At 53.8% G+C, this 13,342-nt stretch carries 12 protein-coding genes and 1 riboswitch; of the genes, 8 read left to right on the top strand and 4 right to left on the bottom strand.

All coding sequences use genetic code 11. The annotated features are described in order from the left end of the window. Positions 1–66: 66 nt before the first annotated feature. Genes leuA through leuD form a run of 4 tightly spaced genes read left to right on the top strand, consistent with a single transcriptional unit; the run spans position 67 to position 4,748 of the window. Positions 67–1,638 carry a 2-isopropylmalate synthase gene (gene leuA / locus BFF42_RS08110; RefSeq protein WP_039058960.1) on the top strand — a complete coding sequence of 524 codons (1,572 nt, stop codon included), beginning with the start codon at positions 67–69 and terminating at the stop codon, positions 1,636–1,638. Continuing rightward, entirely contained in the window at positions 1,638–2,729 is a 1,092-nt protein-coding gene (leuB, locus tag BFF42_RS08105) for a 3-isopropylmalate dehydrogenase (RefSeq protein ID WP_000042363.1), read from the top strand. Before leuA ends, leuB begins: the two co-directional genes overlap by 1 nt. 2 nt (positions 2,730–2,731) lie before the next feature. Continuing rightward, positions 2,732–4,132: a 3-isopropylmalate dehydratase large subunit gene (gene leuC, locus BFF42_RS08100; protein WP_001140652.1), complete on the top strand. Its 1,401-nt coding sequence runs from the start codon at positions 2,732–2,734 to the stop codon at positions 4,130–4,132. Positions 4,133–4,142: 10 nt separating this feature from the next. After that, entirely contained in the window at positions 4,143–4,748 is a 606-nt protein-coding gene (gene leuD, locus BFF42_RS08095; RefSeq protein WP_000818228.1) for a 3-isopropylmalate dehydratase small subunit, read from the top strand. A 48-nt stretch (positions 4,749–4,796) separates the two neighbouring features. Here the strand turns inward: leuD and BFF42_RS08090 are convergent, their stop codons facing one another. Together BFF42_RS08090 and sgrT are read right to left on the bottom strand one after the other, a co-directional pair. After that, complete coding sequence (locus BFF42_RS08090; RefSeq protein ID WP_039059996.1) at positions 4,797–5,858, bottom strand: MFS transporter; 1,062 nt, start codon at positions 5,856–5,858, stop codon at positions 4,797–4,799. A 101-nt stretch (positions 5,859–5,959) separates the two neighbouring features. After that, on the bottom strand, positions 5,960–6,091 hold the full coding sequence (sgrT, locus tag BFF42_RS08085; RefSeq protein ID WP_001248770.1) for a glucose uptake inhibitor SgrT: 132 nt from the start codon (positions 6,089–6,091) through the stop codon (positions 5,960–5,962). An 88-nt stretch (positions 6,092–6,179) separates the two neighbouring features. On the opposite strand from sgrT, the gene sgrR reads away from it, so the two are divergent. The 4 genes from sgrR to thiQ all read left to right on the top strand — a co-directional run bounded on the left by sgrR (position 6,180) and on the right by thiQ (position 11,250). Next, entirely contained in the window at positions 6,180–7,835 is a 1,656-nt protein-coding gene (gene sgrR, locus BFF42_RS08080) for a DNA-binding transcriptional regulator SgrR (protein WP_001297366.1), read from the top strand. A gap of 33 nt (positions 7,836–7,868) precedes the next feature. Further along, positions 7,869–7,968: riboswitch (TPP riboswitch) on the top strand. A gap of 30 nt (positions 7,969–7,998) precedes the next feature. Next, entirely contained in the window at positions 7,999–8,982 is a 984-nt protein-coding gene (thiB, locus tag BFF42_RS08075) for a thiamine ABC transporter substrate binding subunit (protein WP_004980421.1), read from the top strand. Beyond that, positions 8,958–10,568, top strand: coding sequence for a thiamine/thiamine pyrophosphate ABC transporter permease ThiP (gene thiP / locus BFF42_RS08070; protein WP_000235693.1), 1,611 nt, complete (start codon positions 8,958–8,960; stop codon positions 10,566–10,568). The genes thiB and thiP overlap by 25 nt, the downstream gene beginning before the upstream one ends. Continuing rightward, positions 10,552–11,250, top strand: coding sequence for a thiamine ABC transporter ATP-binding protein ThiQ (gene thiQ, locus BFF42_RS08065; RefSeq protein ID WP_000916323.1), 699 nt, complete (start codon positions 10,552–10,554; stop codon positions 11,248–11,250). Before thiP ends, thiQ begins: the two co-directional genes overlap by 17 nt. 113 nt (positions 11,251–11,363) lie before the next feature. Here the strand turns inward: thiQ and BFF42_RS08060 are convergent, their stop codons facing one another. Beyond that, positions 11,364–12,128 (bottom strand): DedA family protein, encoded by a 765-nt coding sequence (locus tag BFF42_RS08060; RefSeq protein ID WP_001148406.1) that lies wholly within the window; start codon positions 12,126–12,128, stop codon positions 11,364–11,366. An 85-nt stretch (positions 12,129–12,213) separates the two neighbouring features. Then, positions 12,214–13,092, bottom strand: a complete 879-nt coding sequence (gene araC, locus BFF42_RS08055; RefSeq protein WP_012421573.1) for an arabinose operon transcriptional regulator AraC — start codon at positions 13,090–13,092, stop codon at positions 12,214–12,216. Positions 13,093–13,342 lie beyond the last annotated feature (250 nt).

Below are 13,342 nucleotides of genomic sequence, written 5' to 3'. Positions count from 1 at the left end.
CGCGCCATTGCGCGGGTTTTTTTATGCCCGAAGCGAGGCGCTCTAAAAGAGACAAGGACCCAAACCATGAGCCAGCAAGTCATTATTTTCGATACCACATTGCGCGACGGTGAACAGGCGTTACAGGCAAGCTTGAGTGTGAAAGAAAAACTGCAAATTGCGCTGGCCCTTGAGCGTATGGGTGTTGACGTGATGGAAGTCGGTTTCCCCGTCTCTTCGCCGGGCGATTTTGAATCAGTGCAAACCATCGCCCGCCAGGTTAAAAACAGCCGCGTATGCGCGTTAGCTCGCTGCGTGGAGAAAGATATCGACGTGGCGGCCGAATCCCTGAAAGTCGCCGAAGCCTTCCGTATTCATACCTTTATTGCCACTTCGCCAATGCACATCGCCACCAAGCTGCGCAGCACGCTGGATGAAGTGATCGAACGCGCTATCTATATGGTGAAACGCGCCCGTAATTACACCGATGATGTTGAATTTTCTTGCGAAGATGCCGGGCGTACCCCCATTGCCGATCTGGCGCGAGTGGTCAAAGCGGCGATTAATGCCGGTGCCACCACCATCAACATTCCGGACACCGTGGGCTACACCATGCCGTTTGAGTTCGCCGGAATCATCAGCGGTCTGTATGAACGCGTACCTAACATCGACAAAGCCATTATTTCCGTACATACCCACGACGATTTAGGCCTGGCGGTCGGCAACTCACTGGCGGCGGTACATGCCGGTGCACGCCAGGTGGAAGGTGCAATGAACGGGATCGGCGAGCGTGCCGGTAACTGTTCGCTGGAAGAAGTCATCATGGCGATTAAAGTTCGTAAGGATATTCTCAACGTCCACACCGCCATTAATCACCAGGAGATATGGCGCACCAGCCAGTTAGTTAGCCAGATTTGTAATATGCCGATCCCGGCAAACAAAGCCATTGTTGGCAGCGGCGCATTCGCTCACTCCTCCGGTATCCACCAGGATGGCGTGCTGAAAAACCGCGAAAACTACGAAATCATGACACCAGAATCTATTGGTCTGAACCAAATCCAGCTGAATCTGACCTCTCGTTCGGGGCGTGCGGCGGTGAAACATCGCATGGATGAGATGGGGTATAAAGAAAGTGAATATAATTTAGACAATTTGTACGATGCTTTCCTGAAGCTGGCGGACAAAAAAGGTCAGGTGTTTGATTACGATCTGGAGGCGCTGGCCTTCATCGGTAAGCAGCAAGAAGAGCCGGAGCATTTCCGTCTGGATTACTTCAGCGTGCAGTCTGGCTCTAACGATATCGCCACCGCCGCCGTCAAACTGGCCTGTGGCGAAGAAGTCAAAGCAGAAGCCGCCAACGGTAACGGTCCGGTCGATGCCGTCTATCAGGCAATTAACCGCATCACTGACTATAACGTCGAACTGGTGAAATACAGCCTGACCGCCAAAGGTCACGGTAAAGATGCGCTGGGTCAGGTGGATATTGTCGCCAACTACAACGGTCGCCGCTTCCACGGCGTCGGCCTGGCCACCGATATTGTCGAGTCCTCCGCCAAAGCCATGGTGCACGTACTGAACAATATCTGGCGTGCCGCAGAAGTCGAAAAAGAGTTGCAACGCAAAGCTCAACACAACGAAAACAACAAGGAAACCGTGTGATGTCGAAGAATTACCATATTGCCGTATTGCCGGGGGACGGTATTGGTCCGGAAGTGATGACCCAGGCGCTGAAAGTGCTGGATGCCGTGCGCAACCGCTTTGCGATGCGCATCACCACCAGCCATTACGATGTAGGCGGCGCAGCCATTGATAACCACGGGCAACCACTGCCGCCTGCGACGGTTGAAGGTTGTGAGCAAGCCGATGCCGTGCTGTTTGGCTCGGTAGGCGGTCCGAAATGGGAACATTTACCACCAGACCAGCAACCAGAACGCGGCGCGCTGTTGCCTTTGCGTAAGCACTTCAAATTATTCAGCAACCTGCGTCCGGCAAAACTGTATCAGGGGCTGGAAGCATTCTGTCCGCTGCGTGCTGACATTGCCGCTAACGGCTTCGACATCCTGTGCGTGCGCGAACTGACCGGCGGCATCTATTTCGGTCAGCCAAAAGGCCGCGAAGGTAGCGGACAGTATGAAAAAGCGTTTGATACCGAGGTGTATCACCGTTTTGAGATCGAACGTATCGCCCGCATCGCGTTTGAATCTGCCCGCAAGCGTCGCCACAAAGTCACCTCAATCGACAAAGCCAACGTGCTGCAATCCTCTATTTTATGGCGGGAGATCGTTAACGAGATCGCCACGGAATACCCGGATGTCGAACTGGCGCATATGTACATCGACAACGCCACCATGCAGCTGATTAAAGATCCATCACAGTTTGACGTCCTGCTGTGCTCCAACCTGTTTGGCGACATTCTGTCTGACGAGTGCGCAATGATCACTGGCTCGATGGGGATGTTGCCTTCCGCCAGCCTGAACGAGCAAGGTTTTGGTCTGTATGAACCGGCAGGCGGCTCAGCACCAGATATCACAGGCAAAAACATCGCCAACCCGATTGCGCAAATTCTGTCGCTGGCACTGCTGCTGCGCTACAGCCTGGATGCCGATGATGCGGCTTGCGCCATTGAACGCGCCATTAACCGCGCATTAGAAGAAGGCATTCGCACCGGGGATTTAGCCCGTGGCGCTGCCGCCGTTAGTACCGATGAAATGGGCGATATCATTGCCCGCTATGTGGCAGAAGGGGTGTAATCATGGCTAAAACGTTATACGAAAAATTATTCGACGCTCACGTAGTGTACGAAGCCGAAAACGAAACCCCGCTGTTATATATCGACCGCCACCTGGTGCATGAAGTGACCTCACCGCAGGCGTTCGATGGTCTGCGCGCCCACGGTCGCCCGGTACGTCAGCCGGGCAAAACCTTCGCCACTATGGATCACAACGTCTCTACCCAGACGAAAGACATTAATGCCTGTGGTGAAATGGCGCGCATCCAGATGCAGGAGCTGATTAAAAACTGCAAAGAATTTGGCGTCGAACTGTATGACCTGAATCACCCGTATCAGGGGATCGTCCACGTAATGGGGCCGGAACAGGGCGTCACCTTGCCGGGGATGACCATTGTCTGCGGCGACTCGCATACCGCCACCCACGGCGCGTTTGGCGCACTGGCCTTTGGTATCGGCACTTCCGAAGTTGAACACGTACTGGCAACGCAAACCCTGAAACAGGGCCGCGCAAAAACCATGAAAATTGAAGTCCAGGGCAAAGCCGCGCCGGGCATTACCGCAAAAGATATCGTGCTGGCAATTATCGGTAAAACCGGTAGCGCAGGCGGCACCGGGCATGTGGTGGAGTTTTGCGGCGAAGCAATCCGTGATTTAAGCATGGAAGGTCGTATGACCCTGTGCAATATGGCAATCGAAATGGGCGCAAAAGCCGGTCTGGTTGCACCGGACGAAACCACCTTTAACTATGTCAAAGGCCGTTTGCATGCGCCGAAAGGCAAAGATTTCGACGACGCCGTTGCCTACTGGAAAACCCTGCAAACCGACGAAGGCGCAACTTTCGATACCGTTGTCACTCTGCAAGCAGAAGAAATTTCACCGCAGGTCACCTGGGGCACCAATCCAGGCCAGGTGATTTCCGTGAACGACAATATTCCCGATCCGGCTTCGTTTGCCGATCCGGTTGAACGCGCGTCGGCAGAAAAAGCGCTGGCCTATATGGGGCTGAAACCGGGCATTCCGCTGACCGAAGTGGCTATCGACAAAGTGTTTATCGGTTCCTGTACCAACTCGCGCATTGAAGATTTACGCGCGGCAGCGGAGATCGCCAAAGGGCGAAAAGTCGCGCCAGGCGTGCAGGCACTGGTGGTTCCCGGCTCTGGCCCGGTAAAAGCCCAGGCGGAAGCGGAAGGTCTGGATAAAATCTTTATTGAAGCCGGTTTTGAATGGCGCTTGCCTGGCTGCTCAATGTGTCTGGCGATGAACAACGACCGTCTGAATCCGGGCGAACGTTGTGCATCCACCAGCAACCGTAACTTTGAAGGCCGCCAGGGGCGCGGCGGGCGCACGCATCTGGTCAGCCCGGCAATGGCTGCCGCTGCTGCTGTGACCGGACATTTCGCCGACATTCGCAACATTAAATAAGGAGCAGACCATGGCAGAGAAATTTATCAAACACACAGGCCTGGTGGTTCCGCTGGATGCCGCCAATGTCGATACCGATGCAATCATCCCGAAACAGTTTTTGCAGAAAGTGACCCGTACGGGTTTTGGCGCGCATCTGTTTAACGACTGGCGTTTTCTCGATGAAAAAGGCCAACAGCCAAACCCGGACTTCGTGCTGAACTTCCCGCAGTATCAGGGCGCTTCCATTTTGCTGGCACGAGAAAACTTCGGCTGTGGCTCCTCGCGTGAGCACGCGCCCTGGGCATTGACCGACTACGGTTTTAAAGTGGTGATTGCGCCGAGTTTTGCTGACATCTTCTACGGCAATAGCTTTAACAACCAGCTGCTGCCGGTGAAATTAAGCGATGCAGAAGTGGACGAACTGTTTGCGCTGGTGAAAGCCAATCCGGGGATCCATTTCGACGTGGATCTGGAAGCGCAAGAGGTGAAAGCGGGAGAGAAAACCTATCGCTTTACCATCGATGCCTTCCGCCGCCACTGCATGATGAACGGTCTGGACAGTATTGGGCTTACCTTGCAGCACGACGACGCCATTGCCGCTTATGAAGCAAAACAACCTGCGTTTATGAATTAATCCCCTTGCCCGGTCAAATGACCGGGCTTTCCGCTATCGTCCACGTCATCAAACGTCTTTAACCTTTGCGGTTAAAAATAATGCGACAACAGAAATAACCGCAATTACCCAGTAGACAGCAAAGTGCCCCCAACTTTGTGCAATTGCTCCCTGAATAACGCCAGCCAGAATTACCCCGGTAGAAATACTGTTAGTAAATAAGGTGGTAGCTGCCCCCGCTCTTCCAGGCATTAAATCCTGAAACCATAGCATCCCAATACCCGCAACAATGCCGATAAATACAGCGTTAAAAAGTTGCAGCGTCATCAACGCCATACGGCTATGAAAGAAAATCAATCCGGTGTAAAACAGTACTCCTGCCGCCACTGCTATGACCATCATTCGCCGCTTACCATAACGTTTGACATAGTAGCCAGCCAGAATCATTGCTGGTATTTCCAGTCCAGCTGCCGTCCCCATCAGGAAACCCGCCAGTTTGTCTGGCAATCCTAACTCGCTACTGATCCACAACGGCATATCAATAATGTACATGGTGTTGCAGGTCCACATTAACGTCGAGGCGACAAATAACATCCGTACGTTACTATCCTGCCAGCCACCTTGCATTGATAAAGCATTTTCCGACGGCAGTTCTACCCGCGCCACAGACGGAAGCATAAATGCAATCAATACCAGACTGAGTGTGAATATCCCGGCGGCAATCGAAAACATCACCACTTCTCGCGCCGAGTTATCCGCATATTCCCGCGCCAGAGCAAATAACTGTGGCATTGCCGTATTGGCCAGAGATGCCAGAAGCACACCACAGGTGATAAGCGTCAGATAATGACGATTAAATGCAAACAATGGCGCATTGCCGATAGCCATCAAACAGCAAAATATAATCAGTTTTCGCCGATCGCCCTGACTGTCAGAACGTTTTGCCAACCAGAGGCTTACGCCGATCCCAGCAATAGTATTCACCGTATAAAAGAGTCCGATCCAGAAAGGTTGCGCGCCAACCTCACGACTCAGAAATAAGCTCAATGTAGGAGCCTGTAGCGCCCCGGCCACCCCCATTGCCGCGTAAACACCGTTCATACGGCGAGCCATCGTCATTATCCAGATCATACGTTCCCTTTTTAGCGCGGCGAGAATAAAAAAAACCAGCAGGTATAATCTGCTGGCGGGTGATTTTACACCAATACTCAGTCACACATGATGCAGGCAAGTCAACTTTCAGAATTGCGGTCATCCCACTGCATCAGTCCTTCAAGCATGGTTAATCGTTGTGGGACGCTTAACCAACGCAACCAGCACAACTTCGCTGTCGCGGTAAAATAGTGCTGATAAAACTGACGCATGGGGCACCTCCTTGCTTCATCTTTAGGAATTATTGACTTAATATAGGGAAAATAAAATTGCTGTCTTTTGCGCAGGAGTTCCCCTTTTATGCCATCTGCTCGTCTGCAACAACAGTTCATCCGCCTGTGGCAATGCTGCGAGGGTAAATCGCAGGACACAACGCTCAACGAACTGGCAGCGTTATTGAGCTGCTCGCGTCGTCATATGCGTACCCTGCTCAACACCATGCAGGATCGCGGCTGGCTGACGTGGGAAGCGGAAGTCGGGCGCGGTAAACGCTCGCGTCTGACATTCCTCTATACCGGGCTGGCGCTTCAGCAACAGCGGGCGGAAGACCTGCTGGAGCAGGATCGTATCGACCAACTAGTGCAGTTGGTTGGCGACAAAGCGACTGTGCGGCAAATGCTGGTTTCTCATCTGGGCCGCAGCTTCCGCCAGGGGCGGCACATCCTGCGCGTGCTCTACTATCGTCCGTTGCGTAATCTGCTACCTGGCAGCGCATTGCGCCGTTCCGAAACCCATATTGCCCGGCAAATCTTCAGTTCGCTAACGCGCATAAATGAGGAAAATGGGGAACTGGAAGCAGACATCGCCCACCACTGGCAGCAAATATCACCGCTTCACTGGCGTTTCTTTTTGCGTCCAGGAGTCCATTTTCATCATGGTCGTGAACTGGAAATGGACGACGTGATCGCCTCTTTAAAACGAATCAATACGCTGCCGCTCTATTCGCATATTGCGGACATTGTGTCGCCGACGCCCTGGACGCTGGATATCCATCTCACGCAACCGGACCGCTGGTTACCGTTACTGCTGGGGCAAGTTCCGGCGATGATCCTGCCGCGCGAATGGGAAACCCTCAGTAACTTTGCCAGCCATCCCATCGGCACCGGTCCGTATGCGGTGATCCGCAACACCACCAATCAACTGAAAATTCAGGCATTCGATGACTTCTTCGGTTACCGGGCATTAATCGATGAAGTTAACGTCTGGGTTCTGCCGGAAATTGCCGACGAGCCAGCTGGAGGTCTGATGCTAAAAGGTCCACAGGGTGAGGAAAAAGAGATTGAAAGCCGCCTAGAGGAAGGTTGCTACTATTTACTATTCGACAGCCGCACCCATCGCGGAGCGAATCAGCAAGTCAGGGACTGGGTAAGCTATGTGCTTTCTCCAACTAATCTGGTCTATTTCGCTGAGGAACAGTACCAGCAACTGTGGTTCCCGGCTTATGGACTGCTCCCCCGTTGGCACCATGCCCGCACCATAAAGAGCGAAAAACCGGCTGGCCTGGAAAGCCTCACCCTGACCTTTTATCAGGATCACAGTGAGCATCGGGTGATTGCCGGGATCATGCAGCAGATTCTGGCAAGTCACCAGGTCACGCTGGAAATCAAAGAGATCAGCTACGATCAGTGGCATGAAGGAGAGATCGAGAGCGATATCTGGCTTAATAGCGCCAACTTTACGCTGCCGCTGGATTTTTCGCTGTTCGCGCACTTGTGCGAGGTGCCGCTGCTCCAACACTGTATTCCGATCGACTGGCAAGCCGACGCCGCCCGCTGGCGCAATGGCGAAATGAACCTGGCGAACTGGTGCCAGCAACTGGTCGCCAGTAAAGCAATGGTGCCGCTTATCCACCACTGGCTGATCATTCAGGGACAACGCAGTATGCGCGGCCTGCGTATGAATACCCTCGGCTGGTTCGATTTTAAATCAGCGTGGTTTGCGCCGCCGGATCCATGATTGCTGGTAGATAACAAAATCATTACACTAACACCGTTCTCAACGGGGTGCCACGCAAACGCGTGCGCTGAGAAAATACCCGTCGAACCTGATCCGGATAACGCCAGCGAAGGGATTTGAGGCTCCTTCTCAAGTCCTTTGCCACTCTTTTTTGAGGTGCAAAGTGTTAAAAAAATGTCTTCCCCTGCTGTTGCTGTGCACAGCGCCCGTTTTCGCTAAACCCGTTCTGACTGTTTATACCTACGATTCCTTCGCCGCCGACTGGGGGCCTGGTCCAAAGATCAAAAAAGCTTTTGAAGCCGACTGTAACTGCGAACTGAAACTGGTGGCGCTGGAAGATGGCGTTTCGCTTCTCAACCGTCTACGGATGGAAGGCAAAAATAGTAAAGCCGATGTGGTGCTGGGGCTGGATAACAATCTGTTAGACGCCGCCAGTAAAACCGGACTATTTGCCAAAAGCGGTGTGGCAGCGGATGCCGTTAACGTTCCCGGCGGCTGGAATAATGACACTTTCGTCCCGTTTGATTACGGCTATTTCGCCTTCGTCTATGACAAGAACAAACTGAAAAACCCGCCGCAAAGCCTGAAAGAATTGGTTGAGAGCGATCAAAACTGGCGGGTGATTTATCAGGATCCGCGCACCAGTACGCCGGGGCTGGGCCTGCTGTTGTGGATGCAAAAAGTCTATGGCGATGACGCCCCACAAGCCTGGCAAAAACTGGCGAAGAAAACCGTCACGGTCACCAAAGGCTGGAGCGAAGCCTACGGCCTGTTTTTAAAAGGTGAAAGCGATCTGGTACTGAGTTACACCACCTCTCCGGCTTATCACATTCTCGAAGAGAAAAAAGATAACTACGCCGCCGCGAACTTTAGCGAAGGTCACTATCTGCAGGTGGAAGTCGCCGCCCGCACCGCTGCCAGCAAGCAGCCGGAGCTGGCGCAAAAATTCCTCCAGTTTATGGTTTCTCCGGCTTTTCAGAATGCGATCCCAACCGGTAACTGGATGTATCCGGTGGCAAATGTCACGCTGCCTGCCGGGTTTGAACAATTGACCAAACCGGCCACCACGCTGGAGTTCACACCAGCTGAAGTGGCGGCACAACGTCAGGCATGGATTAGCGGATGGCAACGCGCCGTCAGCCGTTAATTCCCGGCTGGTTAATTCCAGGTGTAAGCGCCGCCACGCTGGTGGTAGCGGTTGCGCTCGCGGCGTTTCTCGCCCTGTGGTGGAACGCGCCGCAGGGTAACTGGGTGGCAGTCTGGCAGGACAGCTACCTGTGGCATGTGGTGCGCTTCTCCTTCTGGCAGGCGTTTCTCTCGGCGCTACTCTCTGTCGTACCCGCGATATTCCTCGCCCGCGCCCTCTATCGCAGGCGCTTTCCGGGTCGGCTGGCGCTGTTGCGTCTGTGCGCAATGACCTTGATCCTCCCGGTGCTGGTTGCTGTTTTCGGCATTCTTAGCGTCTATGGTCGCCAGGGCTGGCTGGCATCGCTCTGCCAATCGCTCGGTCTGGAGTGGACCTTTTCGCCCTACGGCCTGCAAGGTATTTTGCTGGCGCACGTATTTTTTAATCTGCCGATGGCGAGCCGCTTATTACTCCAGGCACTGGAAAACATTCCCGACGAACAACGTCAGCTTGCCGCCCAGCTTGGGATGCGCGGCTGGCATTTTTTCCGCTTCGTCGAATGGCCGTGGTTACGGCGACAAATCCCGCCGGTTGCTGCACTTATCTTTATGCTCTGTTTCGCCAGCTTCGCCACCGTGCTATCACTGGGCGGCGGTCCGCAGGCGACCACTATCGAGCTGGCTATTTATCAGGCGCTGAGTTACGACTACGATCCTGCCCGCGCGGCGATGCTGGCGCTGATCCAGATGGTGTGTTGCCTTGGGCTGGTACTGTTGAGTCAGCGATTGAGTAAGGCCATTGCGCCAGGCACCACGCTGCTGCAAGGCTGGCGCGACCCGGACGATCGTCTGCATAGCCGCATTTGCGACACGGTGTTAATAGTGCTGGCGCTGCTGCTGTTGTTGCCACCGTTGCTGGCGGTGATCGTCGATGGGGTAAATCGCCAGTTGCCGGAAGTGCTGGCACAACCGGTGCTGTGGCAGGCGCTGTGGACCTCGTTGCGTATTGCGCTGGCGGCAGGTGTATTGTGCGTAGTGCTGACCATGATGCTGCTATGGAGCAGTCGCGAACTTCGGGCGCGGCAGAAAATGCTGGCGGGTCAGGCGCTGGAGATGAGCGGCATGTTGATTCTCGCCATGCCGGGGATTGTGCTGGCTACCGGCTTCTTTTTACTGCTCAACAACACTATCGGCCTGCAACAATCTGCTGACGGCATTGTGATTTTCACCAATGCGTTAATGGCGATCCCTTATGCGCTGAAAGTACTGGAAAACCCGATGCGCGATATCACCGCCCGCTACAGTATGTTGTGTCAGTCGCTGGGCATTGAAGGCTGGTCGCGCTTAAAAGTGGTGGAGCTGCGCGCCCTGAAACGTCCACTGGCGCAGGCGCTGGCCTTTGCCTGCGTGCTGTCGATTGGTGATTTTGGCGTGGTGGCGTTGTTCGGTAACGATGATTTCCGTACCCTGCCGTTTTATCTCTACCAGCAAATTGGCTCCTATCGCAGCCAGGACGGCGCGGTCACCGCGTTAATTCTGCTGCTACTCTGTTTTCTGCTGTTTACCGTGATTGAAAAACTACCGGGGCGAAATGTTAAAACTGACTGATATCACCTGGCTTTACCAACATTTGCCGATGCGTTTTAGCTTAACGGTGGAACGCGGCGAGCAGGTGGCGATCCTCGGGCCAAGCGGCGCAGGTAAAAGTACCCTGCTGAATTTGATTGCCGGTTTTCTGACGCCAGCCAGCGGTTCGCTGACTATCGATGGCGTTGATCACACCACGACGCCGCCGTCACGCCGTCCGGTGTCGATGCTGTTTCAGGAGAACAACCTGTTCAGCCACCTGACGGTCGCGCAGAACATCGGGCTGGGGCTTAATCCAGGATTGAAGCTGAACGCGGCACAGCAGGAGAAAATGCACGCTATCGCCCGTCAGATGGGGATTGATAATTTAATGGCGCGGTTACCGGGCGAGCTTTCCGGCGGCCAGCGACAGCGCGTGGCGTTAGCGCGTTGTCTGGTGCGCGAACAGCCGATTTTATTGCTCGATGAACCGTTCTCTGCGCTCGATCCGGCGTTACGTCAGGAGATGCTGACGCTGGTGAGCACGAGCTGCCAGCAGCAAAAAATGACGCTATTGATGGTGTCGCACAGTGTGGAAGATGCGGCGCGGATCGCCACACGCTCGGTGGTGGTCGCCGACGGGCGCATCGCCTGGCAGGGTAAGACTGAAGAATTGTTGAGCGGTAAGGCGAGTGCTTCGGCAATATTGGGGATTACGGGTTAGTATGCACTGTCAGATGCGGCGTGAACACCTTATCCGACCTACGGACAGTGCGTTTTGTAGGCCTGATAAGACGCGGTCAGCGTCGCATCAGGCAACCCGCACAAGACAATCCCCTAAACCCCAACCACTTTACGCAAAATATCGATATACACCGGCATCAACGGCTGGCGAATTAACACCACCAGCGCCACCACGCCGATGGCAGAAATCAACGGCGTCAGCCACAACAAACGGCCGCGCGACAAATAATGACTTAAACGATCGGTTGCTTTACCGCTGCGCCATAACCGCCAGCACAGCCAGCCACCAACCCACAAAAATACCGCCGTCGCCAGCAGCAACCATTTAAACTCGCCGCTCTGCATTCCGGCTGGAATATCGATCGCCGCGCCCGCCAGAATCCCAGGCAGGAAGTAAAACGGTGGCCACAGCAGGCAGCCGATAATATTCGGCGTAATGAATTTTGCCACCGGCAGATCCAGCATTCCCGCCACCATTGGCACCAGCGGACGCGTCGGGCCAACAAAGCGACCGACCAGAATGGTGAACATGCTGTGTTGATGCAACGCATGTTCAGTTTTATCGAGTAATGCTTTGTTTTTCTTCAGAAATGACCAGCGATGCAACGGCTTTTTAAAACGCCAGCCCAGCCAGAAGGAGATCCAGTCGCCCAGCAGACAACCGACAATCCCTGCCAGCCAGGCGTGCCAGAAACTTAACTCGCCGCTGCCAATCAGCGCTCCCAGCCCCGCCATCAGCACCGTACCGGGTAGAATCAAACCGACCAGCGCCAGCGACTCCAGAAAGGCCACCAACACCACCGCCATCAATGAATACACGGTAGATTGGGTAATAAAGTGTTCCAGCAATGCTTGCATAATGTGCCTGTCAAATGGACGAAGCAGGGATTCTGCAAACCCTATGCTACTCCGTCAAGCCGTCAATTGTCTGATTCGTTACCAATTATGACAACTTGACGGCTACATCATTCACTTTTTCTTCACAACCGGCACGGAACTCGCTCGGGCTGGCCCCGGTGCATTTTTTAAATACCCGCGAGAAATAGAGTTGATCGTCAAAACCAACATTGCGACCGACGGTGGCGATAGGCATCCGGGTGGTGCTCAAAAGCAGCTTCGCCTGGCTGATACGTTGGTCCTCGCGCCAGCTTAAGACGCTAATCCCTAACTGCTGGCGGAAAAGATGTGACAGACGCGACGGCGACAAGCAAACATGCTGTGCGACGCTGGCGATATCAAAATCGCTGTCTGCCAGGTGATCGCTGATGTACTGACAAGCCTCGCGTACCCGATTATCCATCGGTGGATGGAGCGACTCGTTAATCGCTTCCATGCGCCGCAGTAACAATTGCTCAAGCAGATTTATCGCCAGCAGCTCCGAATAGCGCCCTTCCCCTTGCCCGGCGTTAATGATTTGCCCAAACAGGTCGCTGAAATGCGGCTGGTGCGCTTCATCCGGGCGAAAGAAACCCGTATTGGCAAATATTGACGGCCAGTTAAGCCATTCATGCCAGTAGGCGCGCGGACGAAAGTAAACCCACTGGTGATACCATTCGCGAGCCTCCGGATGACGACCGTAGTGATGAATCTCTCCTGGCGGGAACAGCAAAATATCACCCGGTCGGCAAACAAATTCTCGTCCCTGATTTTTCACCACCCCCTGACCGCGAATGGTGAGATTGAGAATATAACCTTTCATTCCCAGCGGTCGGTCGATAAAAAAATCGAGATAACCGTTGGCCTCAATCGGCGTTAAACCCGCCACCAGATGGGCATTAAACGAGTATCCCGGCAGCAGGGGATCATTTTGCGCTTCAGCCATACTTTTCATACTCCCGCCATTCAGAGAAGAAACCAATTGTCCATATTGCATCAGACATTGCCGTCACTGCGTCTTTTACTGGCTCTTCTCGCTAACCCAACCGGTAACCCCGCTTATTAAAAGCATTCTGTAACAAAGCGGGACCAAAGCCATGACAAAAACGCGTAACAAAAGTGTCTATAATCACGGCAGAAAAGTCCACATTGATTATTTGCACGGCGTCACACTTTGCTATGCCATAGCATTTTTA

This window comes from Shigella sp. FC1661, from assembly GCF_001712525.1.
GTDB classification, from domain to species: domain Bacteria; phylum Pseudomonadota; class Gammaproteobacteria; order Enterobacterales; family Enterobacteriaceae; genus Escherichia; species Escherichia coli.
This window is presented reverse-complemented; position numbering and strand designations above follow the sequence as displayed.

Bases quoted from the DNA above. Each gene is read 5' to 3' on its own strand.
- araC (WP_012421573.1), bottom strand. From the start codon at position 13,092: ATGGCTGAAGCGCAAAATGATCCCCTGCTGCCGGGATACTCGTTTAAT.
- leuA (WP_039058960.1), top strand. From the start codon at position 67: ATGAGCCAGCAAGTCATTATTTTCGATACCACATTGCGCGACGGTGAA.
- BFF42_RS08060 (WP_001148406.1), bottom strand. From the start codon at position 12,128: ATGCAAGCATTGCTGGAACACTTTATTACCCAATCTACCGTGTATTCA.
- sgrR (WP_001297366.1), top strand. From the start codon at position 6,180: ATGCCATCTGCTCGTCTGCAACAACAGTTCATCCGCCTGTGGCAATGC.
- leuD (WP_000818228.1), top strand. From the start codon at position 4,143: ATGGCAGAGAAATTTATCAAACACACAGGCCTGGTGGTTCCGCTGGAT.
- BFF42_RS08090 (WP_039059996.1), bottom strand. From the start codon at position 5,858: ATGATCTGGATAATGACGATGGCTCGCCGTATGAACGGTGTTTACGCG.
- leuC (WP_001140652.1), top strand. From the start codon at position 2,732: ATGGCTAAAACGTTATACGAAAAATTATTCGACGCTCACGTAGTGTAC.
- sgrT (WP_001248770.1), bottom strand. From the start codon at position 6,091: ATGCGTCAGTTTTATCAGCACTATTTTACCGCGACAGCGAAGTTGTGC.
- thiQ (WP_000916323.1), top strand. From the start codon at position 10,552: ATGTTAAAACTGACTGATATCACCTGGCTTTACCAACATTTGCCGATG.
- thiP (WP_000235693.1), top strand. From the start codon at position 8,958: ATGGCAACGCGCCGTCAGCCGTTAATTCCCGGCTGGTTAATTCCAGGT.
- leuB (WP_000042363.1), top strand. From the start codon at position 1,638: ATGTCGAAGAATTACCATATTGCCGTATTGCCGGGGGACGGTATTGGT.